The sequence below is a fragment of the Fervidobacterium pennivorans DSM 9078 genome (assembly GCF_000235405.2).
Classification (GTDB): Bacteria; Thermotogota; Thermotogae; order Thermotogales; family Fervidobacteriaceae; genus Fervidobacterium; species Fervidobacterium pennivorans.
The window spans coordinates 1,141,981-1,165,461 of the sequence record NC_017095.1; the positions used below are offsets into that span (position 1 = coordinate 1,141,981).

The window sequence follows — 23,481 nt, forward strand, 5'->3', positions numbered from 1 at the left end:
TATCTTACTTTTTGTATCTGAATATTGGGAACTTCGTTGCAGAAACATCATCTAACCTTTTAACAGGTGTTGTGTATGGAGCTTTCTTAACAAGCTCAGGATTGCTGTGAGCTTCTTCGTAAATCTTTTCCATGATTTCCACAAACCTGTCAAGAGTCATTTTGCTTTCGGTTTCGGTTGGTTCTATCATCATCGCTTCGTGAACGATAAGTGGGAAGTAAATAGTAGGCGCGTGCATTCCGTAATCAAGTATTCTCTTTGCAATATCTAGTGTTTTCACACCTGTTTTCTTTGCAAATTCCTCGTTGTCGATTACGAATTCATGCATGCAAATCCTATCGTATGCAACTTTGTAAAGTCTTGAGAGCTTCTTTCTCAAATAATTTGCATTAAGAACAGCCATATCACTTACGTGTTTAAGCCCTTTATTTCCCATAGTTAGAATATAAGTGTATGCCTTAACCATCACTAGGAAATTACCGTAGAAGCTGCGCACCATACCTATAGATTTTGGTAAATTGTAGTCCAAATCGTATCCACTTTCCGTCTTTTTCACAATAGGCACGGGTAGGTAAGGTGCCAAATGTTTTTTAACACCTATTGGACCACTTCCAGGTCCACCCATGCCATGTGGTGTGCTGAACGTTTTGTGGAGATTCAGATGAACAATATCGAATCCCATATCTCCGGGACGAGTTCTACCCATAATTGCATTCAGGTTTGCTCCATCGTAGTAAAGTAATGCACCAACTTCGTGTGCCATCCTCGCTATTTCAAGTATGTCTTTTTCAAAAAGGCCCAATGTATTTGGGTTTGTAAGCATTATTACAGCAACGCTGTCGTCCAGGTGTGCTTTCAACTCATCAAGGTTTACACAGCCATCTTCGCCAGATTTTAATTCAATAACCTCAAATCCCGCCATCGCAGCGGATGCAGGGTTCGTTCCGTGCGCACTATCTGGAACGAGCACTTTTCTTCTCTTTTCAAGTTCGCCTTTATCTTCAAAATAAGCTCTTGCAACCAAAAGTCCTGTCAGCTCTCCATGTGCACCCGCTGCTGGTTGGAGCGTCATATCATCGGTCCCTGTTATCTCACAAAGCAGTTCCTTTAAATGCCCCATGAGTTTTATCGCACCAGTAATTGTTTCCCTTGGCTGGAATGGATGGAGATTTGTGAAGAGTGCTGCCATGTCTTCATTAATCTTTGGATTGTACTTCATCGTGCAAGAACCGAGAGGATAGAAACCTCTATCAACCGAGTAATTCTTAAGTGCAAGGTCTGTGTAATGCCTTACAACATCCACTTCGGATACTTCAGGAAGCATTGGAGGTTCTTTCCTCAGTAAGTGTTCAGGGATTTCACATTTAACCTCTTCGATATCGTAAACAGGTAATTCGTAACCTTTCCTACCTTGAACGGATTTTTCAAAGATTGTCATTTTGACATCACCTCAACAAGTTTCATCATGGATGTCTTGGTGTTAACTTCCGTTGCACAAACAAGCGCGCTCGGTCCAAGTGATTTGTATACCCTGTCTATTGGTATCGGACCAAGTACACCTTCCTTAACCATAGCATGCCACTTTTCCCTATAATTCTCTGGTACCTTAATCACAAACTCGTTGAAGAACTCACCTTTGAAAATCCGCTGGAAACCTTTTTCTTCGAGCATCTTGGCAAGCACATGCGCGTTGTTATATGACCTCCAAGCAACTTCCCTTAACCCCTGTGGGCCCATCGTGGAAAGATAAATTGCATTAATCAAAGCTATATAAGCCTGGTTGGAGCAGATGTTAGATGTGGCTTTTTCTCTTCTGATATGTTGTTCTCTTGTTTGAAGTATCATTACATAACCTTTCTTACCCTCTATATCTTTTGTTTCTCCAATAATTCTTCCGGGCATTTTCCTTACGTGCTTTTCAAGTGTTGTGAAAAAGCCTATGCCAGGTCCTCCAAGGTTTGGAGTAACACCAAGTGCTTGTCCTTCGCCAACAACGATATCAGCTCCGAACTTCCCTGGTGCTTCCAACAATGCTAAGGACACCGGTTCCGCCACAACTATGAATACAACGTTCTGAGGCACAATCTCCCTGATAGCCTTTAAATCTTCGATAACTCCAAAGAAATTCGGATAAGCAACTGCTACTGCTGCGACATCCTCGGAAAGCAAGCTCTTTAAATTGTCCATATCTACTTTTCCAGTCTCATCGTATTTAATTTCAAAAATTTCAATTCCCTGAGGTTTTGTGTAAGTCTTGGCAACCGTTCTGTATTCGGGATTTATTGATTGTGCAACAAGCATTTTGGTTTTTCCCGTTATCCTCGTTGCCATTAACAAGCTTTCTGCAAAGGCACTTGCACCATCGTACATGGAAGAGTTCGCTACTTCCATACCCGTTAACTCACACATCATCGTCTGGTATTCAAATAACATTTGGAGAGTGCCTTGAGAGACTTCTGCCTGATAAGGAGTGTAAGCGGTAACGAAGTTAGGATTTGAAGCCAAGTGTTTAACAACCGTAGGAATGTAGTGGTAGTATACACCTGCACCTAAGAACACGTTCTCAGGGTCAAACGATACATTTTCTTTAGCCAGGCTTTCCGCTATCTTCCTTACAGTAAATTCGTCCTTACCTTCAGGTATGTTGTAACCATCTATTGTCTTGGGCACATCAACGAACAAATCATCGATACTGTTAACACCTATTTCTTGGAGCATTTGTTTGATTTCTTCCTCAGTGTGTGGTATGTACCTGTGCACGTAACTCACTCCCTTCTGACTCCCTACCTAATTCAGATTATTCACTTTCGTGACCTTACACTACCACGGTAGAATGGAGTTTTAACAACCGTTCCGTCTACGTATTTGTCTCTTATCAATACCTGAACAATATCTCCAAGCTTGATATTCGCATCTACGAGAGCAAAGGCTATTGGTTTATTTAACGTTGGTGAGAACGTTCCGCTTGTTATATAACCTACCTTTTGCCCGTCTTTGTAAACTTCCATTCCGTGTCTTGGGACAAGCTTTGATTCGAACATCAACCCTCTGAGTCTTCTTTTTAATCCTTCCTCTTTTTGTTTTAGCAGTGCTTCCTTGCCATAAAAATCACCCTTTTCAAACTTCACTGCCCAGGAAATTCCCGCCTCGAGTGGTGTTATTGTGTCATCCATATCGTTTCCATACAACAAAAGCCCTGCTTCAAGTCTAAGAACATCTCTTGCACCCAAACCAGCTGGTTTTATGCCAATCTCAAGTAACTTGCGCCAAACAAAAGGTGTTTCGTTGGCAGGTAGGTAGAGCTCAAAACCATCTTCGCCTGTGTAACCAGTTCGCGAGATGATACCTTTTACTCCAAATATTTCACCCTCTGCAAAGGAGTAAAATCCTATATCTTCGAGATTCAGATTTGTATGTGGCTGGAGCTTTTCTTGAGCCTTTGGACCTTGAACGGCAATCAGACCTGTCTCGTCCGATATATCTTTAAGGGTAACGTTGAATTTCTGTGCCAGGTTCGATAAGTGATTGAAATCTTTCGTTATATTTGCTGCGTTCACTACGAACATAACCTTATCAGGTGCAATTTTGTACACAAGTAAATCATCCACAAATCCACCGTTTTCATTACACATGGCTGTGTAAATGACATCTCCAAATCCAATTGAACCAAAATCGTTAGTTACTACATAATTTGCAAAGTTTATAGCATCAGGTCCTTCACACAAAAATTCTCCCATGTGAGAGACATCAAACATTCCAACTTCTTTTCTTACCATGTTTACCTCAGCAACGATTCCCTCGTATTGTAACGGCATGTAGTAGCCTGCAAATTCTACCATCTTTGCTCCTAACTTTACATGGTCTTCATACAGTGGTGTGTATTTCACCTTAGTTCCCTCCTTTTGAAGTAAATTACAAGCTTCCTCGTAGTACTCCTCAGGCACTAATACCTCGCATTGAGCGCTACTTCCAAAAATCGGATGAACAAATACGTCCGTCTTTTGGATAATCACCGGAATACCATATGCCTCTAAAAATTTCTCAATAAGTTTCGCTTCTATTTCTCCTATTGTACTTTTGATTATTTTCCACATGACATATACCATCTCCAAAACGGATTTAATCTTCCCTTCAAAATCTATTTTAGTTCGTAATTCTAAGTTTTTCAAAACAACCTTATTCTTCCCAATAACGTTTAGGAACGATTTTCAAGTGTGAAGCGTCTTTTTTGTATCGTCCCACCTTCGCACACGGTCTTCCGTTAACTTCCACGATATCTGCAGTTATATCTATTTTTTTCTTCAAAAGTTTCGAGCCAACACCGTAGACATCTACAGGAACTCCTAATGATTCAAAGAGTTTTATTTTTTCCTCGTCAAAACCTCCTGAAACAACTATCTTTAAATCCTTTAACCCAACCTTATCGAATTCATTTCTTGCTCTCCAAACAAGTTCAGGACACACACCAAACGATTGAGGACCTATTGGAGTAACGGATTTATCTCTTAGATTTCCTGAAGTGTCGAATCTAACTCCCCAGATTTTGTTTTTGCCAGGTCCTATTATCGGTGATGGATCCGTTTCTCCAAGTATGAAGGGTTTTCCCATCACGTATTCGTAATGCTTCTTAACAACTCTGAACGTTGTTCCAATAACATCGTTGTCCCAGTCTACAAGGACTATCCTGTTCACATTATCCGGCATGTATTTGTCAAACGCAATAGCTGCGTCTTCGGTGCTACCATCGTATGCTGCAATTAATGCGTGTGGTATAGTTCCCATGGATTCAACTCCCCAGTAATCCGCGTTCGCATCGGTCGATACACCGAATGCACCTGCTTTAAGCGCAGCGTATCCATCCGTTGCTTGGACCCAGTAATGGTCAAAACGAGCACTGAAGAAAAGTATAGGTTTTCCGTTTGCCGCTTCAACAACTTTCTTAACAGCGGTTGCTGTGCTCGTTGCACGGGCTATAACTCCCAATAAGACGGTTTCAAGGTAACCAAAGTAGACAGGGTCGCCTTCGATAGTCATCAGTGGCTCGCCTTCAGGAACAAATTCCCCATCGTAGACTGCTCTGACTTCTATCTCATCCCATTTATCAACCCAAAGGTCGTTCAATTTCAACCTAATGTCCCATTTCTTCCTTGTAAGTTCAACAATCTTTTCAACATTCCCTTCAACAGCCAAACTTTGCATCGCTTTGTCCAAACTGATAATTTCGTTGTAGAGTTCTTTTGCCTTTACTTCATCTTTGTAATACCCTGTGCAATACCTAAGGATAGCCAACGCCTCGTCAACTCCACAAACTATTGCGTTGTCACGTGGAAAGAATTGGTAATACACTCTTGGGTGTCTGTTGTCCTTTTTTAAAACTTCAACGTATCTAGTGAAGTATTTGTCCGAATAATATCCCATCCTTATTCTATCTATAGGAACTTTAAAGACCTTGGGATGCAATCTTTTAAGATTCGTATTCTTCTGCTCGCTCATCGTCTTACCTCCCTTTCAGAACATTACTTGTTTTGTAATCGATACAGACTCTGCATAATGTACAACGCTCACGACAATCTATGGTAGTCTCACCTGAAAAGTATTTCTGATACTCGTTCCAAAGGAAGTTTTTATCAACTCCGCTATCGAGATGGTCCCAAGGAAAATCTTCTAATCCATACGGCCCCAAGTAAAGAGATATGTCTATTTCTTCAAAAAGTTTCGACCATTTTTCGTACGAGAAATGCTCACCCCATTCATCATAGTAACCAATTTTGTATGCCTTTTCAATGACTGGAAAAAGTAATCTATCACCACGAGAGAGTATACCCTCAACGAAACTTTTTTTACCATCGTTAATGTCCAATTTTCCAAATTTTTTGTATGGATTCAATATCTTTTTCACCATGTCCATGTATTCTGGCGGCTGGAGTTTTGCAAATTGGAAAGCCGTGTGTGGTTTTGGAATCAGTAAGTTTATTGATGCCGTTATGTCCATGAAACCAACTTTCTTGATAGCCTTTACAAGTTCACCTATTTCCCGTATATCTTCTTCTGTTTCATTCGGAAAACCAACCATGAAGTACAGTTTTATTCTCCTCCAACCTGCTTTCTTAGCTTCTTGAGCTGTTCTTAATATTTCGTCATATGAGATTTGCTTGTTTATCGCGTCTCTCATCCTTTGACTTCCAGCTTCCGGGGCAAAAGTTAGACCTGTTTTTCGAATTGTGGAAATTTTCTCAGCCAATTGTATATTAAAAGCATCAACGCGGGTCGATGGGATGGAGAGTGATATTTTCTTCTCTTTTATGTACGGAAGAAATTCATCGACTAATTCGTTAATCTGGGAGTGGTCTAATGCGGAAAGTGATAGGAGTGAAACTTCATCATATCCTGTATTTTCTATCAGCTTTTTTGCAATCTCAACAACCTTATCGAAACTTCTCTCCCTCACAGGCCTATAGACATACCCAGCATGACAAAATCTACATCCACGAGTGCAGCCCCTGCTGATTTCTACAACGACCCTATCATGAACACTCTCAACATGCGGAACTATTTTCCTCTCAAAATGTTTTACACTATCCAAATCCTTCAGTATGTTCCTTCTCACTTTTGCTGGCACAAAATCGTATTTTGGAACAACCTTTCGGCCAGTGTATGAATAAAAGATAGGAACGTAAACTCCCTCAATCTTTGCAAGTTCTTTTAGACGACTTTCTCTATCGAATCCTTTAGTTTCTTTTACCACCCTAAGAAAATTTTTAAAATTCACTTCCCCATCGCCTAAGTACACAGCATCGAATGCTTCAGCAATTGGTTCACAGTTGAACGCTACCGGTCCGCCACCAACAACTATTGGGTCATTATCCCTTCTATCGTAGCAACGAATAGGAATACGCGAAAGCTCTAATAACTTGAGCACATTTGTATAGGATAACTCGTATTCAAGAGAAATTCCGAGCACGTCCATTTCATAAATGGGAGTTTTTGTTTCAAGTGTAAAGAGCGGGATATTGTACTTTTCCATTTTTTCAATCATATCGGTCCACGGTAGGAATGTCCGTTCTGCATAAACAAAATCCAGTTCGTTAGCAAGCCAATAGAGTATCTCAAGCCCATAGTGAGACATTCCAACTTCGTAGACATCCGGAAAAGCTAAAGCAACACGGAGGATATCCTTTTTAACTTCTTTGACCACGGTGTTGTATTCTCCACCAATGTATCGCGCAGGCTTAGAGACTGTGTTTAAATGTTCAGAAAGGAACCTAAGAATTTCGTTGTTCAAATTTACCACAGTATACCTCCTGTACGCTTAATCTATCAGATAACTAAAGGATATAGAAATCTTCGCAACACCGGACACATTCAGCTCAACCTCAGCATAATCTGCTAACTGTTTAACGATAGTTCCAGCCGAGATAGAGAGGTTTGAAATACCTTTTGCTTGTATGACCACCTTTGTAAGTCCGTGCCCTTTTAAATTTAATTCTCCAGTTATATAAACCCTTCCGCCGATTTTTGTTGATTTAGTAAGTGTCCAAGAGTGAAAAACTTGCCAGCTCTTTGAAATAAAAACGCTTCCTTCTTTGTTCAAATCAGGCATTTGTGTAAGCCCGATAGGAACAGTATAGCCCAGGATATTACCATAAACATATAACTCTCCAGCGGGAAGTTCTTCATCTGTCTTCAGCTCAACAACATAATCGGCAGCTTGCCAGTTGTAACTGTAGTTGTAAGTTAGACTTATCCTATTGATATCCTTTCTAACCACTTTGACGGTCTTATTCTTGATATTTAACCCCTTATCCAAACCTTCCATGTTCCCCAAGACGAAAATCTTTCTACCAGCTGATGATGTTTCGAGTGCTTCTACTGACTGTGCAAGGGTCATTTTGTTAAAAGTCGTTGCTCTTGTTTCATCCGGAGCTGTTGACAAAATTACATACGCCTTTTCGATAGGTGCCTTAAGCTCAAAAAACTGTTCAAGTGTGTCTTCTTTTAAGCTGTAGTATATCCTGTATGAACCAGGAATCCTGAAAAGCACATCAGCCTCTTCACTAAGTCTAAGAACATTCTCAGTCTTTCCTTTCTCAAGTACCTTTGCAAGTCCAAAAGCAGTATTTGTGAACATATCCCCTGTTTCTGAAACAAGATAATTCTCCAATATCTTGTAAGTTCCTAGCGGTAATGTTGTGGGTAGTTCGTATTTTGTTTGGGTTGCTGTCGATTCAACATACCATTTCGATGCCGATGCCTGTAAAACCTGCCAGCTCTCAGGAATAACGAAGCCGTCTGCGACATTTTTGACCAACCAACCATAATAATTGAACAAGACAAGGACATCAGCAAATAGGATAGATGAGAACACAACCAGCATAATTGGTACAACTAACAGAGTTAACAGAACTCTTGACACTTTTCGAGAAACCATAAATTTTTGGGTCATACCAGACCACCTCTTTGTTTTTGGCGTTCTTTACGCCATACTACTTCCACATAGCCCAAACATTCTTTTTTTATCTTCTTTTTTAAAACAACGAGCTTGTTTATTCTCTGAAGTGGTTTTCTTTAAAAGCCAAACAGGTTTCCAACTTTATGAGTAGCGGTACTTAGATATTCATGGTATATGGAGCCCCGTCAAATGATTTAATGAAACATCATTACATCAGAGTATATCAGCATTCCAAAACTTACTCCAACGAGCACTAAAAACAAAATCGCTACTATTTTCCAAAATCTCTCAGCACGATACGATGAGTAAACAGGAACTGCGTATCCAAGGAGCATACCTGATAGTAACCCACCTATATGTGCCGCGTTGTTTATGCCAGAACCTGGAATAAATCCAAGTGCGACATTCAATATTATCATCGGTAGCAGAGCACTCCCCGTTATCGGTTTCAAAAAGAAAGGCGTATCTTTTCTAAAACCAGCTGCAAAGAGTGCTCCAACCAATCCAAAGATGGCACCGCTTGCACCTACTGATAGTGAATCATGGTAGAAAAAGTGTGTAGCTATATTACCGGCTATACCGGTTAAAATAAAATAGGAGAGGAAACGGTATGTACCGTAAATCCCCTCCGCATAGCTACCAAGTATGTAAAGAGCATACATATTGAACGCTAAGTGCAAAAAACCACCATGCATGAACATTGCAGTTACGATTCTCCACCACTCACCTTGGTCAACAAGCGGACCGTATTGTGCACCGAACAAGAGATAAGCATAGGGCTCACTTACGAAAAACGTTTGAACAACGTAAAACGCAAGCAAGATTATGGAATCTATCATTATGATGTACATGTACAATTGCCTTCGTGAAGCTATTTTATCAAGAAATCTGAACATACTACTCCTCCACTAAATGAAATTAAGCCAATGGATTGTATTTCGCAATTATCTCGTTTGTTTTTTCTTCCCTTATACTTTCAACTTTTTGCCATACCTCGCTCATAGCCGTTTTGAGCATATCGTTGAACATTTCCAAATCATCTAATAACTCCTTATCGTATACGATGTCCCGTATTTGCCTGTCACACGTTGCCACGATTTTGAGTGCACCACCGCCAACTTCAACCTCTACCTGTTCTTGAGCGAATGATTCTTCCAAGTTTTTGAGTTCTTCCTCCATCTTCATTTGTAGCCTCTGAAGTTCCGCAAAGTTCTTTGGAATTCCCGGTGCACCACCGCCACCACCAAGGTTTCTTCCACCAAAACTCTTCAACTTTTTCATACTGTTATCCTCCTTTTTGTGATTTTTAAGCAATATTATCTGTCCGACATCTCGTATATTCTGAAGTTATCTGTTCTGAGCAACTGCTTTTTCGGAGTAACTAAAAGAACCTCAGCACCGTATTTTGGGAATACGGTTCGCGTAAATAACCACCTATCTTCTCCAAGCACAAACGCTGCGGTTGAAAACGCATCGGCAATAACAGGGTCACCAGCTATCACGGTTGCACTGATTGCTTTATTTGCAGGATAACCTGTTCTTGGGTCCAGTATATGGTGGTACCTAACGTTATCAACGATAAAGAACCTCTCGTAATCGCCACTTGTGGCTATGGAACCTTCACTTAGGTAGACTATTGTTATATTTTCCCCTGGCTGTCCTCGTGGGTCTCTGACACCTATAACCCAATGTGTTTTGTTGTATTTTGGACCAAGAATCATTATCTGCCCACCCGTTTCCACAAATCCATGACACGATTTATCGAATTCCTTAGCTATCTGGTAAGCACGTTTCAGCGCGTATCCTTTTAATATACCGCCAAGGTCTATCCATGCACCGTTCGTTTTAATTTTCTTGTTAATATAGTCAATTGCTATTTTTTGATAACCGGAGTTCGAAACTGCTTCCGCTATTTCACTGGCACTAGGAACTGTGAATGTTCCTGTTGCCTCTCTTTCTGTAAACTTGCTGAATCCCCATAGCTGGATGAGTCGTCCTAATGCAGGGTCAAACGCACCTTCCGTATCACGCGCAATCTTAAGTGCCAAATCTATCACCGATAATGTTTCATCATCAACTTCAACCCAATCTTCTGAGTGGTTCAGCTTGTATATGATAGATGACTCAATGTATGGATCAAATTTCTTTTCTAATCGTTTCATTTCGTTAAATATTGCCTTGGAAATGGTCGAAGGATTGACCTTTGAAGAAATTCTGATACGAACGTAAGTTCCAAATATGTAATCTTCAAAATCTGAATACTGACCCGTTTTTCCAGAAACAAAGAGCAGGTAAATAGCTGCGATAATTATGAAAAGAACAATAACTGAAAAAACCACGATTCTGTTGAGTATCATGATTTCTTTAGGATCTGGTTGCTGCACACCTTACACCGCCCTTCCTCATCCAAATTTACAATCTCTACATTATAGCCTCTTCTAATTATAACAAGACTTCCACACTTTGGACAATATGTACTTTCGTATCGCTCGTCCCAGACATTCCCCAGGTATACGTAATTCAGATATTTTTTGGCAAGTTTGTAAGCTTCTATTAGAAATTCCACTCTCGTTGGAGGCTCACCGTATCTATATGCTGGATGATAACGAGAAAGATGCAGTGGGATATCGCTAGATATCTTTGCTAATGCCTTGAATTCTTCTTCAAGTTCATCGAAATTGTCGTTTCCTCCTGTAACTATCAGTGTAGTAACCTCCACATGAACACCTGCGTTATGCGCTTTTTCTATAGTCCTCAGCACATACTCATACCTTCCGCCACAAACTTTTTGATAAAAATCGTTGTTAAAGCCTTTAAGATCTATGTTCATTGCATCGATGAATGGTATCAATTCTTCGAGTGGCCGGTCGTTGATGTAACCATTTGTAACCAATACGTTCTTGAGATTTTTAGCTTTTGCCAGTTTGGCCGTCTCATATACAAACTCATACCATACTATCGGTTCACTGTATGTGTAAGCAATGCCTATGTTTCCTTCGTGTATGTATTCCGTTGCAATATCGACTAAATCTTCAGGAGTTATCTTTTTTACGTATGGTGGTCTTTGTTGGGAAATCTCCCAATTTTGACAAAATTGGCATCGAAAGTTGCAACCCCAAGTGCCCACGGATATTATCAAACTTCCTGGGTAGAAATGGAAAAGAGGTTTCTTCTCTATTGGGTCAAGTGCTATCGAACTGACTTCACCATAGTTCAGTGAATAAAGCTTACCGTTTATATTTTTTCTAACTCTACAGACTCCAAAACTGTTTTCTTTTATTACACATTTATGAGGGCACAGGTCACATTTAACCATGTTATTTCCAAGCTGTTCGTAAAACATCGCTTCTTTGAGCTTCATAAACTCAGGCACACTATCGTACTCGTGGGTGCTCATTCAGACTCACCACCTTATTAACTTCTGACAAATAACGTCCTAAAGGAGTTTTTAAGAGGTCTTGCGTTTTGTATTATTTCACCGTTTGGTAGAACGATTCTTTCATATCCATTGCCAGCTGTTGTTTTGGATATCTCACTTTTCAAAGGTTCTTCGTCGAGTACATAATCTATTTTTAGCTTTCCCAATTCGTATGTGTTGGGGTATATTAGTGTATATTCGCCATCTGGAATATGAGCCTTAAAAACACTCTTTCCATCGGTTCCGAAACCTGCTCTCACTGCCACATGTATACCGAACGGTAGTTGCAAAGCATAGGCAAGAGAGAATGGGGCTAATAGATTCTCAATCTTTGTTGGAGGGGTCAACGCTATCTTCAAAATATCGTACTCCATCTGAGTCCGTTCCCAGTCATCTTCAACCTTTATCTCTTCTTTTTGTATCACCTTTCCGAAAAGCTTGCTCCCAATCTTAACAACCTCTGGGTTAATACCACTTTTCAAAGAGCGCAATTTTTGGATAGCTTTCCTTCTACTTCCAAATATCTCGTCAAATGTCCCAATCTTTATTAGCGCCTCTATTGTGGAAAGTGAAAACCCGGATTTCTCTACAAATTCTTCAAATGAATTGAATGTCTGATTTTGCAAAATTTCTGCCTTTTCCGGAGAAATTCCAGGAACAACATAGAGTGGCATCACATATGTCTTTTCTTCTGCCTTTCTGTTACTTTGAGCAGGTAAAGACCCGATGTTCACCTTAGGTGGACGTATAGTGAAACCGAGCGCCTGTAAATTGTAAACAGCTGTAGGTAGAATAGTTGTGTCGTACTTTAGATAAACATCGTAAAAAAGCTTTGGATAATTGATTTTGAAATATGCCATAAGATACGTAATGTGCGCATACGCTACTGCGTGGGATTTGTTAAACGCGTACTCTCCCAAACTAAGTATAACTCTTGCGAGCTCTTTACCCTCACTGCCGTAAATTTCTACAAGTTTATTTGTGAGCGTTTCGTATATTTCTCTGACCTTGCTTACATCCTTTTTTGCTATCGCCTTTCTCAGTTCATCTGCCTGAACACTTGTCAATCCTGCTAAGTCCATAGCAATTTTCATTACCTGCTCTTGGTAAATTGGAAAGCCGTAAGTGTCACTTAATTGCGGAACTTTGAATTTCAGCTCTTTTTTCAATTTGAGTTGCCTTATTTCCCTAGTTACACCAGCTTTGATAGGTCCTGGCCTGTTGAGTGATATTGCTAAAACAAGCTCTTCAAACTTTGAAGGTTTTAAATCACGAACAACTTGCTTACCTATAAAACTGTCAAGTTGGAAAATATTATCCGTAAAACCAACAGATATGTACTTGTATGTCTTTTTACCTTCGCCGGTTTTTTCAAATTCTGGTATCATTTCGTATAAATCGTCCAGCTCACCATTCTTAGAACCAACAGAAAAATTCCACAATCGTTTTGCTTCTTCTTTTATGTACTTTAGGATGGTCAATGTCTTTAAACCAAGAATGTCAAACTTCACATATCCTAGCTTTTCTAAATCTTTCATATCCCACTCTACCGTTTCCGTGCCGGGGGCAAGAGGAAGGTTCATTGGAGTCGTTGAAATTATAACGCCAGCTGCATGTGTTGTTCTTTGAACAGGGATATCAGATAGGTAATCTGATAAAGGTCCATATTCATTCAATACCTTTTCTGGCATTGTTGCAAACGCACTTATATTGTAGACATTTGCAAATTCCTCTCTTAGAATACTTATCAGTCTTTGGCGCTGTATATCTTCAACGTCTAAATCAATATCTGGATAATCTCTCCTACCCTCGTTCAAAAACCTTTCAAATAGCAATCCGAATTCCATAGGGTTTACCTTTGTAATTCCAAGCCTGTAAGCGAGCAAACTACCAACAGCACTTCCCCTTCCCGGTCCAACTTCTATGTTATTTTCCCTTGCCAAATCCACTATGCGCTTAATTGTGTAAAAATACCCCTCGAATCCAAATTTCTTGACTAATTCAATTTCGTGTTTGAGCCTGTCGTAATATTCCTTCTCGTTTTCCAAAAGTTCGAGCAGTACATCCTTTGATTTTTCATAATGTAACGTTTGAGTACTCTTCAAATCGTATCTAAATTCGCCTCTAACCTTGAGTTCAAAACCTTTGAAATCTGTCACTAAAGAAACTCCCTCAGGAGCTTTTCCAAAATATTCTACCAATGCCTTAAAATAATCTTCTTGACCAGGCAGATAGTAAATCGGTGGCTGGGAGATGGACTCGAAGTTATGCTTGAGAAATTCCACAAGTTCCGGTGTCTTTCCATAGTCATTGTATACACTAAACATCTTTTTCAAATCGTTTGTGTCTTTGGCAATATAAGTATCTATACCAACTCTAAGTCCTACGATACCTTTTACTTTGTAAATCGTAGCTGTTTGCAAAAACTTAACGACGCCAGAGAATGTAGTGTCAGAAAGCACAACCTGGTCAAAACCGTTCTCCAGGCACCATTTAAATAACTCTTCGAATTTTATCACGGAACCTTCAAAAGAATAAGGCGAAGCGATGCAAATAGTTATAAATCAACCACCTCAAACAATCGGTATCTCAGATATATTTTCACTGGCCAGATGCATTTAAGATTTCGCGTCTCAACTCTGGAAGCCTTGGATTTCTAAACACACCGTATCCCATCACCAGAATATCAACACCTGCTCTAACAAGTTCTACGGCGTTTTCGTTTCCTACCCCTCCATCAACCGCTATCTTAAAGTTTAGCTTTCTTTCCTTCCTAATGTCATTAAGTCTTTTTATTTTATCCATCATTGTTGGAATGAATTTCTGTCCAGAAAAGCCTGGATTGACTGTCATTACCAATATACCATCCACGTATGGTAGTATTTCATCTAAAGTGGACAACGGCGTTGCCGGATTGATAGCAACGAAAGCTTCCGCTCCAAAAGACTTTATATACTCTACCGTTCTGTGCAGATGATAACATACCTCTTGATGGACAGTGATTCTTGTAGCTCCCTTTTCGACGAAACCCTTGATAAGTTCTGTTGGATTTGTAACCATAAGGTGTGCATCAATGGGCATATTGGTAAATGTTCTAAGAGCCTCTATCATTGGAAATCCAAAAGTTAAATTCGGAACAAAGTGCCCATCCATGACGTCAAGGTGTATCTCGTCTATCAGCTCCTGCACTCTTTTAACCTCTTCACTAAGGTGTGCTAAGTTGGCTGCAAGTATAGATGCACTCACAATAGCCATAGTTTATCCTCCTTTTCGAACAATTATTACACTCATTGCGGTTATTAAATCTAGATTGAACCTTCGTGATACACACCAGAAAAATAAACCGTCATAATTTTAATAGAAATTTTCCCTCTTTTCTGATATAATTATACACGTGGAAACTAAAAATACAAATATTTTGCGAGGTGAAGATGTGTCGGTAAGGAGAATCGTTGTACCTGCTGATGTTGCTATGATAGAAGTGCTTGGACAGTACGATAACAAGGCACGGTATCTGAGAAGGAGATACAACGTGGAAATCTCAGTTGTAGACAACGAAATCAGAGTAAGAGGAGAGGATGAAAAGTCCCTCGATATTGTCGAAAAGGTTTTAAGGGAAGTTATCAACATAACACGCGATGGTCACTTGCTTGACTGGACAGAATTTGAATACATAGTTGAAGAAAACGAAAAGATAGAAAACCCTAGAGAAGTATACAAAAAATCTGTTGGAAAGGTAAAAGCTAAAACAGAAGGCCAGAAAAGATATCTGGAAGCCATAGAGAAAAATGATATAGTCTTTGCGATAGGGCCCGCAGGCACGGGTAAGACGTATCTTGCATCGGCTGTAGCTGTAGATTATCTAAAATCAGGAAAAGTGCAAAGGATTGTCCTCACAAGGCCGGCGGTTGAAGCTGGAGAAAAACTTGGATTTCTGCCTGGCGACTTGACAGAGAAAGTAGACCCTTATCTCAGACCTTTGTACGATGCACTTATAGATATGCTTGGAATCGAAAAATTCATCTCTCTTAGGGAGAAAAACGTTATAGAAATAGCACCACTGGCATATATGCGTGGCCGAACACTGAACAACGCTTTTATAATACTTGATGAAGCACAGAATACAACATATGAACAAATGAAAATGTTTCTGACACGTATGGGTTTTGGTTCGAAAGTTATAGTTACTGGTGACATAACACAAATAGACATAGAAGAAAGGTCAGGACTAGTAGTAGCGCAAGAGATACTCAAAGACATAGAGGGTATTGCGTTTGTTTACTTAACTGATGCTGACGTTGTAAGACACCCCCTTGTTAAGAAAATCATAAGAGCATACGATAACTTTGAAAGAATGGAAAAACAAGAAAAAATGGAGAAGCAAAAAACAAGTAGATGAATTATCAGAAACATAAAAAACGACGTTCATACGAGGAGAGAACGGGAAGAATGGAACAACAAGCTCATAGGTCAGAAGTAATGTTAAGCGAATCTTTCATGTACGATGGTATAATTATTGCACTCATCATAAGCGTTGCAAATAACCTCTACGACCTTGGAGTCCTTGACCTTGCAAATGAGTTTATTTTGATACTCATAATATGGTATGGCATTATTGAACATTTCATCCGGAACTCTAATGTCATCAACTTTGATATCAGGTATAGATTACTTTTCTACACAACCCTGCTTGGTGGAGCAGCCTTAAATACTATAGTTTATAAAACATACGGTATTAGCTACATACCAATTATAATTGCTCCAATGATTATTACACTCCTTGTTGACTACGAGTTCGGTGCTAGCGCTGGGTTGATTCTCTCACTTTCAACCGCTTTTCATCACCACGATTTCTTCATGTTCCTACACCTTTTCCCTCAAGTGGTTATCTCTACATACTTGCTAAAGAACACAAAGAATAGAATACAGGTCGCAAAAGCTGGTTTAGTATCGGGTATCGTTAGCTTGTTAATGATTCTTTTACAAGAACCAGTTCGACATTTTTACTTCTCTCTGAAAGACTACATAGTGATATTCTTGAACCCCATATTCTCATCTATTGCCGTTGTTGGCATTCTGCCGTATATCGAAATAACGACACGCATTTACTCCAACATTGGGCTTGCTGAAATTGCGACGATTAACCATCCTTTGCTTAAAACTCTTTCACTCCATGCGCCTGGCACCTATCAACACAGCTTACGAGTTGCTGAACTAGCCGAACATGCTGCAGAAAGCATAGGTGCTAATTCAGTACTTGTCAGAGCCTGCGCGCTTTACCATGACATTGGTAAGGTAAGAAACCCTGAGTTTTTTGTAGAGAACTTAAAGTCACCTGAGGAAAACCCGCACAATACATTACCTCCTGACGTTAGCAAGAGTATCATTATGAAGCACGTTACCGATGGTATCGAAATTGCTCGGAAAAACAGATTACCTATCCAAATAGAACTAGCAATTCCTCAACACCATGGAACAAGAGTACAGAAGTATTTCTATATAAAGGCTTTGACAGAAAACCAAAATACCCCTATAGAAGAATATCGATATCCAGGACCAAAACCAAAAAGTAAAGAAATGGGTATTCTGATGCTGGCTGATATTGTTGAGGCAACATCAAAGAGTCTTAAAAACACTTCAGTCGAAGAAATAAAAAAGGTCATAGAGAAGACTATAATAGAGCTCTTTGAAGAGAATCAGCTCGACGAAACCGGTTTAACACTGGGTGAATTAAGAACCATAATGGATAGTTTCTTGGGTGTCTTTCAAAGTCTTTCAGCGCATAGGATAGAATACCCAACGATAAATAAGGAGATAGAAACTATAGGATAAAAATAGAACAACGAAAAAACAGGATGGTGATATTCTTGGAAGAGTTACTTAGGTTTTTCGAAGTACCTGAAGAAGTGGAGAAAATACTAAGTCCCTACAAAAAGAAACTTTCCGAAATCATTGAAAAAGAAATTGGAAGAGTTCTTATACATTTTATTTTCGTTGATACCGAAACAATTGCAGAGATGAACAGGGATTACCGAGGAAAGGAAGGACCAACCGACGTACTAACATTTGTTTATGGAAACTCCCACGAAGAAGTTGAAAATCTGGGGGAGAAAGCATTTGAAAACACAACTGAGCCGTACGCTGAAGGATACATATGCTTAGATATCGTTAAGAAAAATGCCGAGGAATACAACAATACATTTGAAAAAGAACTCTTGACGGTGGTTGTTCACTCTATTTTACACATGGCTGGTTACGACCACGAATATGATGCAACAAATGCTGAGGAAATGTTTCAAAAACAAGAGATGTACCTTAGAAAATTGCTTAGTGAATAACCGTTAGCTATTCAATGGTAAGGTTTTTGATGCCCCACTCGAGCATTTCTGCATGTTTTCGTTCGACAAAATTCGGGTCGGTTTCGAGCTCATATGGATTGAGTTCACCGTTTATAAGCCTTCTTACTTTATCGATATAATCTCTCATTTTTTTCACGCTATCATAAGAACCATAATCACCATGACCCGGAATCACGTACTTTGCCTGTGGCATGTTATCTAACGTCTTCAACCATACGTTCAAATTGCTGTCAGGAACTATCTCTGGGTGTATATCATTAACCACAGTATCACCTGTAATTAAGACCGATTCACTGGGAATATATACATAGGATGAGTCTGGGGTATGTCCAGGTCCATAGATAAAGAGTATCTTTAAGCCATCTTCGTATTCGAACTGGTCTTGAAAGAGCACATTTGGTAGTTTTGGCTCAGTGTACTCAATGCCCAAACTTTCAAAATACGAAGCGTCAAATTGCTCCATCTTTTTCCTTGTAAGCTCGTGTGCTAAAATAGGAACGTCAAAAGCAACGTTCCCAAGTGTATGGTCTGGATGGTAATGTGTGTTAAAAACAAGACTTATATTTTTCATCGTAAAGTCCCGAACGAATTTTGCAATACTCTTTGCTTTTTCTGGGAAAAGCGACGTGTCAATCAACACAACACCTTTCTTTCCAATGATTATTACGTTATTTGCTGCTTCCTCATGCTCGATTAAATATACATTTTCAGTAACTTTTTTTACCACTTTGCAACACCTCAATCATCGCGTGCTATTTTGACAAGTGTTTTTCACATAAATTTTTCTCTGAAGGAGTTGGTAATTCCTTGAAAGTTTTACTATCTGGTTACTACGGTTACGGTAATTTCGGTGATGAATTGATGCGATTAAGCATGGAAGATTTCTTAAAAAAATACAAAATTGACTACATCACTGCACTACCGAAAAGAGAAAGCAAAGACTCAATATCTCGGTTCAATTTACTTGAACTTTTAGGTGCTATTTTTGATTGTGATGTTCTCATTTACGGAGGCGGGGGATTACTACAGGATATAACAAGCTCAAAAAGCTTTTTATACTACATATCTACAATACAATTAAGCTTTCTTCTGAATAAACCAGTTATTTTGTTCGGTAATAGCTTCGGACCTATTAAAAAACCTTTGGATAGATGTTTGTTGAATAAAACCCTCAAAAATGAAAAGATTTATATTTTTGCAAGAGATTTAGTTTCTTATAGATTCGCGAAGCGCATTAACAAGAATACAGTACTCTCTTGCGACCCAGCTGTTAGATTTCTCAGCACGATTGACAAACTACCCGAGAAAAAATACGACTTAGTTCTTGTGCCAAGAAATATTCAAAATGTTGACAAATACGACATATTAGGAAAGTATTTCAATAACATAATCGTTTGCCCAGCACAGAACACTGATATAAACATTGCAAAAATAGTAAGTAAAAGATTGAATGCTGACTATTTCGATAACCCTGATGATGTTAACTCAGTTTTGTCATATCTATTATCGTCCAAGTTTATAATTTCTGAAAGATTCCATCCTACCCTCGTTGGTGCGTATTTTGGCATTCCATTTATTTCTTTGGAAAATTCTAAAGCGGAAAGATTCTTTAGAAAGTACACAAACAGAAAAGAATTCTTCGCAAAAGACATGGTAGACATTTATCAAAGGTACAAGAGTGTTTCGGAAAATCCGTTATACCTGAAATCAGAAATGGATAAAGAGTGCGATGAGTCATTCAAAAAACTTTATAAATTACTGATCAAAATCAAGTCATCCGGCTCAATACTTTGACATAGTATGATTAATCTTGTTTATTAATGATGATTTAAAAAAAATAAAAATTTTGAGACCATATTGGGTTTTAAAACAATTTGTGGTATAATATGCTTGCAAAATGCGGTAAAATGATTTTGTAACATAAATTCTAAATTATATACTTAGAAAGGTAATGAACTTAAAACCCGTTTATTGAAGAACAAATACCGAAAGTAGATTCATAGCCAAAAAAGTAGAAGAAGGATTAAGGACATTCAAGAGAAATATCAATAGTAGTTCCAATACATCCAAGAACAAGAAAGATTGAGGAATATAACCTTGAAAAATATTTAGAAAAAGTGAAAGTAATAGAACCAGTTGAAGACCACATTTAACCTTATTGTTTGAATAAAAGCACTTTACCAAGGAGGATTACAATGGTAGTACACCTGTTACTCGCTGGCTATAAAAGTGCTTATACGAAAAAATTTCTCGAATTCCTTGCTGAAAACTTTCCAAAGAATGAACACGTTGTTGTAGCTTTCGGGCGTAACTGTTCGCAGCGAATTAATAAAACGAATACTGATATAAAAGTACTTTGTGTTGATTCACTGAGAAAATTACCGACATACTTTAGATTGGTAAAGCAAGCAAGGTTGATTATCGCCCATTCGTTGTTTTTTACACGTGGCTTGATGTTGCTCTTTACTAAGCCAAGCGTATTAAGAAAAACGATTTGGATCTTATGGGGTGGAGATCTTTATAACTATTGGGTGAAAGAACACCACAATCCAAAAGAAAAAATAATTGAGTTCGTTAAATCTGTTGTTATCAAGAAAATAAAAGGTGTGGGATGTCTCGTTAAAGAAGATTATGAATTTCTGAAGACGAAGTATGCTACTTCCGCTCGCTATTTCTATGTTTTTTACCCGAATCCTGTTGATTTTTCACTCCTTGATAGTGTGAGGAATATGGCCTCTTTATCTTCTTCCAGTAAGAAAAAGTGTCTTATTGGGAATTCGGCAACTGAGACCAACAAGCACTTAGAAATCCTCCAGGCGTTATCCAAACTGAAAGAAGAAGATTTTGAGATAATATGTCCACTTTCATACGGTGACAAAAGATACGCCGAGAAGATCATTGAAATGGGACAGAGGATATTTGGCACTCGTTTCGTACCTCTCACACAGTTTCTAAGTCCGGACGAATACGCAAAGATCCTCGCCTCTGTTGATGCTGCGATTTTTAATCATAACAGGCAGCAAGGACTGGGGAACATTCTTGCGTTGCTCTATCTTGGTAAGAAAGTATATACTCGAAGTGATATACCAACCTGGGGGTTTTTCCAGAGATTAGGAATAACCGTATATGATACAAAAGAATTTCTGCAAAAGCCCGATAATAGCATTTTTGATTTTGATGAACGAATTGGAAGACGAAACAGTGAAATAATTGCAAGAGAATTTTCTGAGGAACGCTGCGTTGAAGTATGGAGAAATTTATTTTCCAATTGAGAGTGCAGCTTTACAAAGGAGGGGGACAAACTTGAAAGGTATAATCCTAGCAGGTGGTTCTGGGACCAGGTTTTATCCAGCAACGATAGCTGTGAATAAGCAGCTTTTGCCACTATATGATAAACCACTCATATATTACCCACTCTCCGTTTTGATGTTGGCTGGGATTCGAGAGATTCTAGTTATTTCGAATCCCGAGTACCTGGCTCTGTATCAAAAGCTTCTTGGCGATGGTTCTCAACTTGGCGTACAATTTCAATACAAAGCACAGGAGAAACCAAGAGGAATAGCTGACGCTTTTATCGTAGGTGAAGAGTTCATTGGTAACGATACGGTCTGTCTTGTCTTGGGAGACAACGTCTTTTTTGGGCAGGGGTTTACACCGATCTTGCAACAGGCGGCGAAGTTGGAGGATGGGGCAATAATCTTCGCTTACCCTGTCAAGAACCCGAAAGACTTTGGAGTCGTTGAGTTTGATGAGAAGTTTAATGCAATAAGTCTTGAGGAGAAGCCGGCCAATCCCAAGTCAAACTACGCCGTTCCAGGCTTATATTTCTATGACAACCAGGTGGTTGAAATAGCCAAGAGCATTAAACCATCCTGGAGGGGGGAACTTGAAATTACGGATGTCAACAAAGAATATCTGCGCATGGGCAAGCTAAAGGTGATACCATTAGGCAGAGGATTTGCATGGCTTGATACCGGCACGCCAGAAAGCTTTCTGGAAGCAGCCAACTTCGTTGCCACGGTACAGAAAAGGCAAGGGTTTTATATAGCCTGTATTGAAGAAATTGCGTACAGGATGGGGTTTATTACAAGGGAACAGTTATTGGAACTTGGAAAGAAAATGGAGAAGACAGAATATGGCAAATATCTACTTACGATAGCGGGTGAATGTGTATGATAAATGTCACAAGAAGCATGATGCCAGAGTTTGAGAAGTACGTCGATAAGATTAAAAAGCTTTGGGAGACAAGATGGCTGACGAACAATGGAGACTACTTGCTTGAACTTGAAAAGAAACTATCGGAACGTTTCAATACGAACTGTGTGCTTGTATCAAATGGAACGTTAGCACTAATAATCGCTCTCGAACTCTTTGATTTTCCCAAGGGATCGGAAATCATCGTGACTCCGTTCACTTTTGCGGCAACTGTTGAAGCAATAATTTGGCAAGGTTACAAACCTGTATTTGCGGATATTGATCCAGAAACGTTCAATATACTCCCTGAGGAAATTGAAAAGAAAATAACAGATAGAACAGTTGCAATAATGCCCGTGCATGTATTTGGGAATCCTTGTGCTGTAGAGGAGGTAGAAAAAATTGCCAAAAGCAACAACTTAAAGGTAATATACGATGCAGCGCATTGTTTTGATGTATTCCACAAAGGGCAGTCTGTCTATAAGTACGGGGATGTTTCTGTGGCAAGTTTCCACGCTACTAAGGTATTCCATACAATAGAGGGAGGAGCCATATTTTCTGAGGACCCTCATCTGATAGAAAAAGCAAGGAGGCTTAGGAACTTTGGGTTTAACGAACAAATAGAAATCGTTCATCCAGGAATAAACGCAAAGATGAACGAATTTCAAGCAGCAATGGGGTTGTTGAACTTGGAGATAGTTGATGAGGAAATAGAAAAAAGGAAAAAGAACTACGAGATGTACAAAGAACTCCTAGAAGGTACAGGTGTTGTTTTCCAGAAATTGAATCCAGGGCTCACAAAATACAACTATATTTATATGCCGGTCCTTTTCAAGGATACAATAACAAGGAACAGAGTTTATGAAGAATTAAAAGCAAACGGATACAATCCCAGGAAGTATTTCTATCCATCTCTGAACAAAGTGTTTTCGAATGAAGGATGTCCAAATTCGGAAAATGTTTCCTCGAGGATACTTCATTTGCCTTTGTACGGCGAGCTGGAGACCAAACATATTGAAACAATTTGCCAAATCATCAAGGATGTAATTAGGAGGGGTTGA

Annotated in this window: 20 protein-coding genes; 7 read left to right on the top strand and 13 right to left on the bottom strand. The window is 39.2% G+C overall.

Annotated elements, in window-relative coordinates:
* Window positions 1–4: 4 nt before the first annotated feature.
* The 12 genes from gcvPB to rpe form a co-directional block, all read right to left on the bottom strand.
* Window positions 5–1,438 (bottom strand): aminomethyl-transferring glycine dehydrogenase subunit GcvPB, encoded by a 1,434-nt coding sequence (gene gcvPB, locus FERPE_RS05325; protein WP_014451629.1) that lies wholly within the window; start codon window positions 1,436–1,438, stop codon window positions 5–7.
* Window positions 1,435–2,760 carry an aminomethyl-transferring glycine dehydrogenase subunit GcvPA gene (gcvPA, locus tag FERPE_RS05330; RefSeq protein ID WP_041262841.1) on the bottom strand — a complete coding sequence of 442 codons (1,326 nt, stop codon included), beginning with the start codon at window positions 2,758–2,760 and terminating at the stop codon, window positions 1,435–1,437. The genes gcvPB and gcvPA overlap by 4 nt, the downstream gene beginning before the upstream one ends.
* 41 nt (window positions 2,761–2,801) lie before the next feature.
* A complete protein-coding gene (gcvT, locus tag FERPE_RS05335) occupies window positions 2,802–4,094 on the bottom strand; it encodes a glycine cleavage system aminomethyltransferase GcvT (RefSeq protein WP_155804253.1) in 1,293 nt (430 codons plus the stop codon).
* Window positions 4,095–4,176: 82 nt separating this feature from the next.
* The gene (locus FERPE_RS05340; RefSeq protein ID WP_014451632.1) at window positions 4,177–5,493 is read right to left on the bottom strand and encodes a nicotinate phosphoribosyltransferase; all 1,317 of its coding nucleotides are present in this window, start codon (window positions 5,491–5,493) and stop codon (window positions 4,177–4,179) included.
* A 4-nt stretch (window positions 5,494–5,497) separates the two neighbouring features.
* Window positions 5,498–7,291 (bottom strand): TIGR03960 family B12-binding radical SAM protein, encoded by a 1,794-nt coding sequence (locus tag FERPE_RS05345; RefSeq protein ID WP_014451633.1) that lies wholly within the window; start codon window positions 7,289–7,291, stop codon window positions 5,498–5,500.
* An 18-nt stretch (window positions 7,292–7,309) separates the two neighbouring features.
* Window positions 7,310–8,443 carry a hypothetical protein gene (locus FERPE_RS05350; protein WP_014451634.1) on the bottom strand — a complete coding sequence of 378 codons (1,134 nt, stop codon included), beginning with the start codon at window positions 8,441–8,443 and terminating at the stop codon, window positions 7,310–7,312.
* Window positions 8,444–8,643: 200 nt separating this feature from the next.
* On the bottom strand, window positions 8,644–9,345 hold the full coding sequence (locus FERPE_RS05355; RefSeq protein ID WP_014451635.1) for a rhomboid family intramembrane serine protease: 702 nt from the start codon (window positions 9,343–9,345) through the stop codon (window positions 8,644–8,646).
* A gap of 22 nt (window positions 9,346–9,367) precedes the next feature.
* The gene (locus FERPE_RS05360; RefSeq protein WP_014451636.1) at window positions 9,368–9,730 is read right to left on the bottom strand and encodes a YbaB/EbfC family nucleoid-associated protein; all 363 of its coding nucleotides are present in this window, start codon (window positions 9,728–9,730) and stop codon (window positions 9,368–9,370) included.
* 35 nt (window positions 9,731–9,765) lie between these two features.
* Window positions 9,766–10,833, bottom strand: a complete 1,068-nt coding sequence (locus FERPE_RS05365; protein ID WP_014451637.1) for an FAD:protein FMN transferase — start codon at window positions 10,831–10,833, stop codon at window positions 9,766–9,768.
* Window positions 10,803–11,846: an AmmeMemoRadiSam system radical SAM enzyme gene (gene amrS, locus FERPE_RS05370; protein WP_014451638.1), complete on the bottom strand. Its 1,044-nt coding sequence runs from the start codon at window positions 11,844–11,846 to the stop codon at window positions 10,803–10,805. Before amrS ends, FERPE_RS05365 begins: the two co-directional genes overlap by 31 nt.
* 17 nt (window positions 11,847–11,863) lie before the next feature.
* Window positions 11,864–14,428 carry a PHP domain-containing protein gene (locus FERPE_RS05375; RefSeq protein ID WP_155804109.1) on the bottom strand — a complete coding sequence of 855 codons (2,565 nt, stop codon included), beginning with the start codon at window positions 14,426–14,428 and terminating at the stop codon, window positions 11,864–11,866.
* Between the two features lie 40 nt (window positions 14,429–14,468).
* A complete protein-coding gene (gene rpe / locus FERPE_RS05380; RefSeq protein ID WP_014451640.1) occupies window positions 14,469–15,122 on the bottom strand; it encodes a ribulose-phosphate 3-epimerase in 654 nt (217 codons plus the stop codon).
* A 178-nt stretch (window positions 15,123–15,300) separates the two neighbouring features.
* Between rpe and FERPE_RS05385 the strand changes: the two genes are divergently transcribed.
* The 3 genes from FERPE_RS05385 to ybeY are packed head-to-tail and all read left to right on the top strand — an operon-like array spanning window position 15,301 to window position 18,205.
* The gene (locus FERPE_RS05385; RefSeq protein ID WP_014451641.1) at window positions 15,301–16,266 is read left to right on the top strand and encodes a PhoH family protein; all 966 of its coding nucleotides are present in this window, start codon (window positions 15,301–15,303) and stop codon (window positions 16,264–16,266) included.
* Between the two features lie 50 nt (window positions 16,267–16,316).
* A complete protein-coding gene (locus tag FERPE_RS05390; RefSeq protein ID WP_014451642.1) occupies window positions 16,317–17,699 on the top strand; it encodes an HDIG domain-containing metalloprotein in 1,383 nt (460 codons plus the stop codon).
* Window positions 17,700–17,722: 23 nt separating this feature from the next.
* The gene (gene ybeY, locus FERPE_RS05395; RefSeq protein ID WP_082204744.1) at window positions 17,723–18,205 is read left to right on the top strand and encodes an rRNA maturation RNase YbeY; all 483 of its coding nucleotides are present in this window, start codon (window positions 17,723–17,725) and stop codon (window positions 18,203–18,205) included.
* Between the two features lie 7 nt (window positions 18,206–18,212).
* On the opposite strand, the gene FERPE_RS05400 is transcribed toward ybeY, so the two are convergent.
* Window positions 18,213–18,953 carry an MBL fold metallo-hydrolase gene (locus FERPE_RS05400; RefSeq protein WP_014451644.1) on the bottom strand — a complete coding sequence of 247 codons (741 nt, stop codon included), beginning with the start codon at window positions 18,951–18,953 and terminating at the stop codon, window positions 18,213–18,215.
* Window positions 18,954–19,033: 80 nt separating this feature from the next.
* On the opposite strand from FERPE_RS05400, the gene FERPE_RS05405 reads away from it, so the two are divergent.
* From FERPE_RS05405 to FERPE_RS05420, 4 genes are all read left to right on the top strand, one after another.
* Window positions 19,034–20,020 (top strand): polysaccharide pyruvyl transferase family protein, encoded by a 987-nt coding sequence (locus tag FERPE_RS05405; RefSeq protein ID WP_014451645.1) that lies wholly within the window; start codon window positions 19,034–19,036, stop codon window positions 20,018–20,020.
* 401 nt (window positions 20,021–20,421) lie between these two features.
* Window positions 20,422–21,498 (top strand): TDP-N-acetylfucosamine:lipid II N-acetylfucosaminyltransferase family protein, encoded by a 1,077-nt coding sequence (locus FERPE_RS05410; RefSeq protein ID WP_014451646.1) that lies wholly within the window; start codon window positions 20,422–20,424, stop codon window positions 21,496–21,498.
* 31 nt (window positions 21,499–21,529) lie between these two features.
* Window positions 21,530–22,402 carry a glucose-1-phosphate thymidylyltransferase RfbA gene (rfbA, locus tag FERPE_RS05415; RefSeq protein WP_041263330.1) on the top strand — a complete coding sequence of 291 codons (873 nt, stop codon included), beginning with the start codon at window positions 21,530–21,532 and terminating at the stop codon, window positions 22,400–22,402.
* Entirely contained in the window at window positions 22,399–23,481 is a 1,083-nt protein-coding gene (locus tag FERPE_RS05420) for a DegT/DnrJ/EryC1/StrS family aminotransferase (RefSeq protein ID WP_014451648.1), read from the top strand. The genes rfbA and FERPE_RS05420 overlap by 4 nt, the downstream gene beginning before the upstream one ends.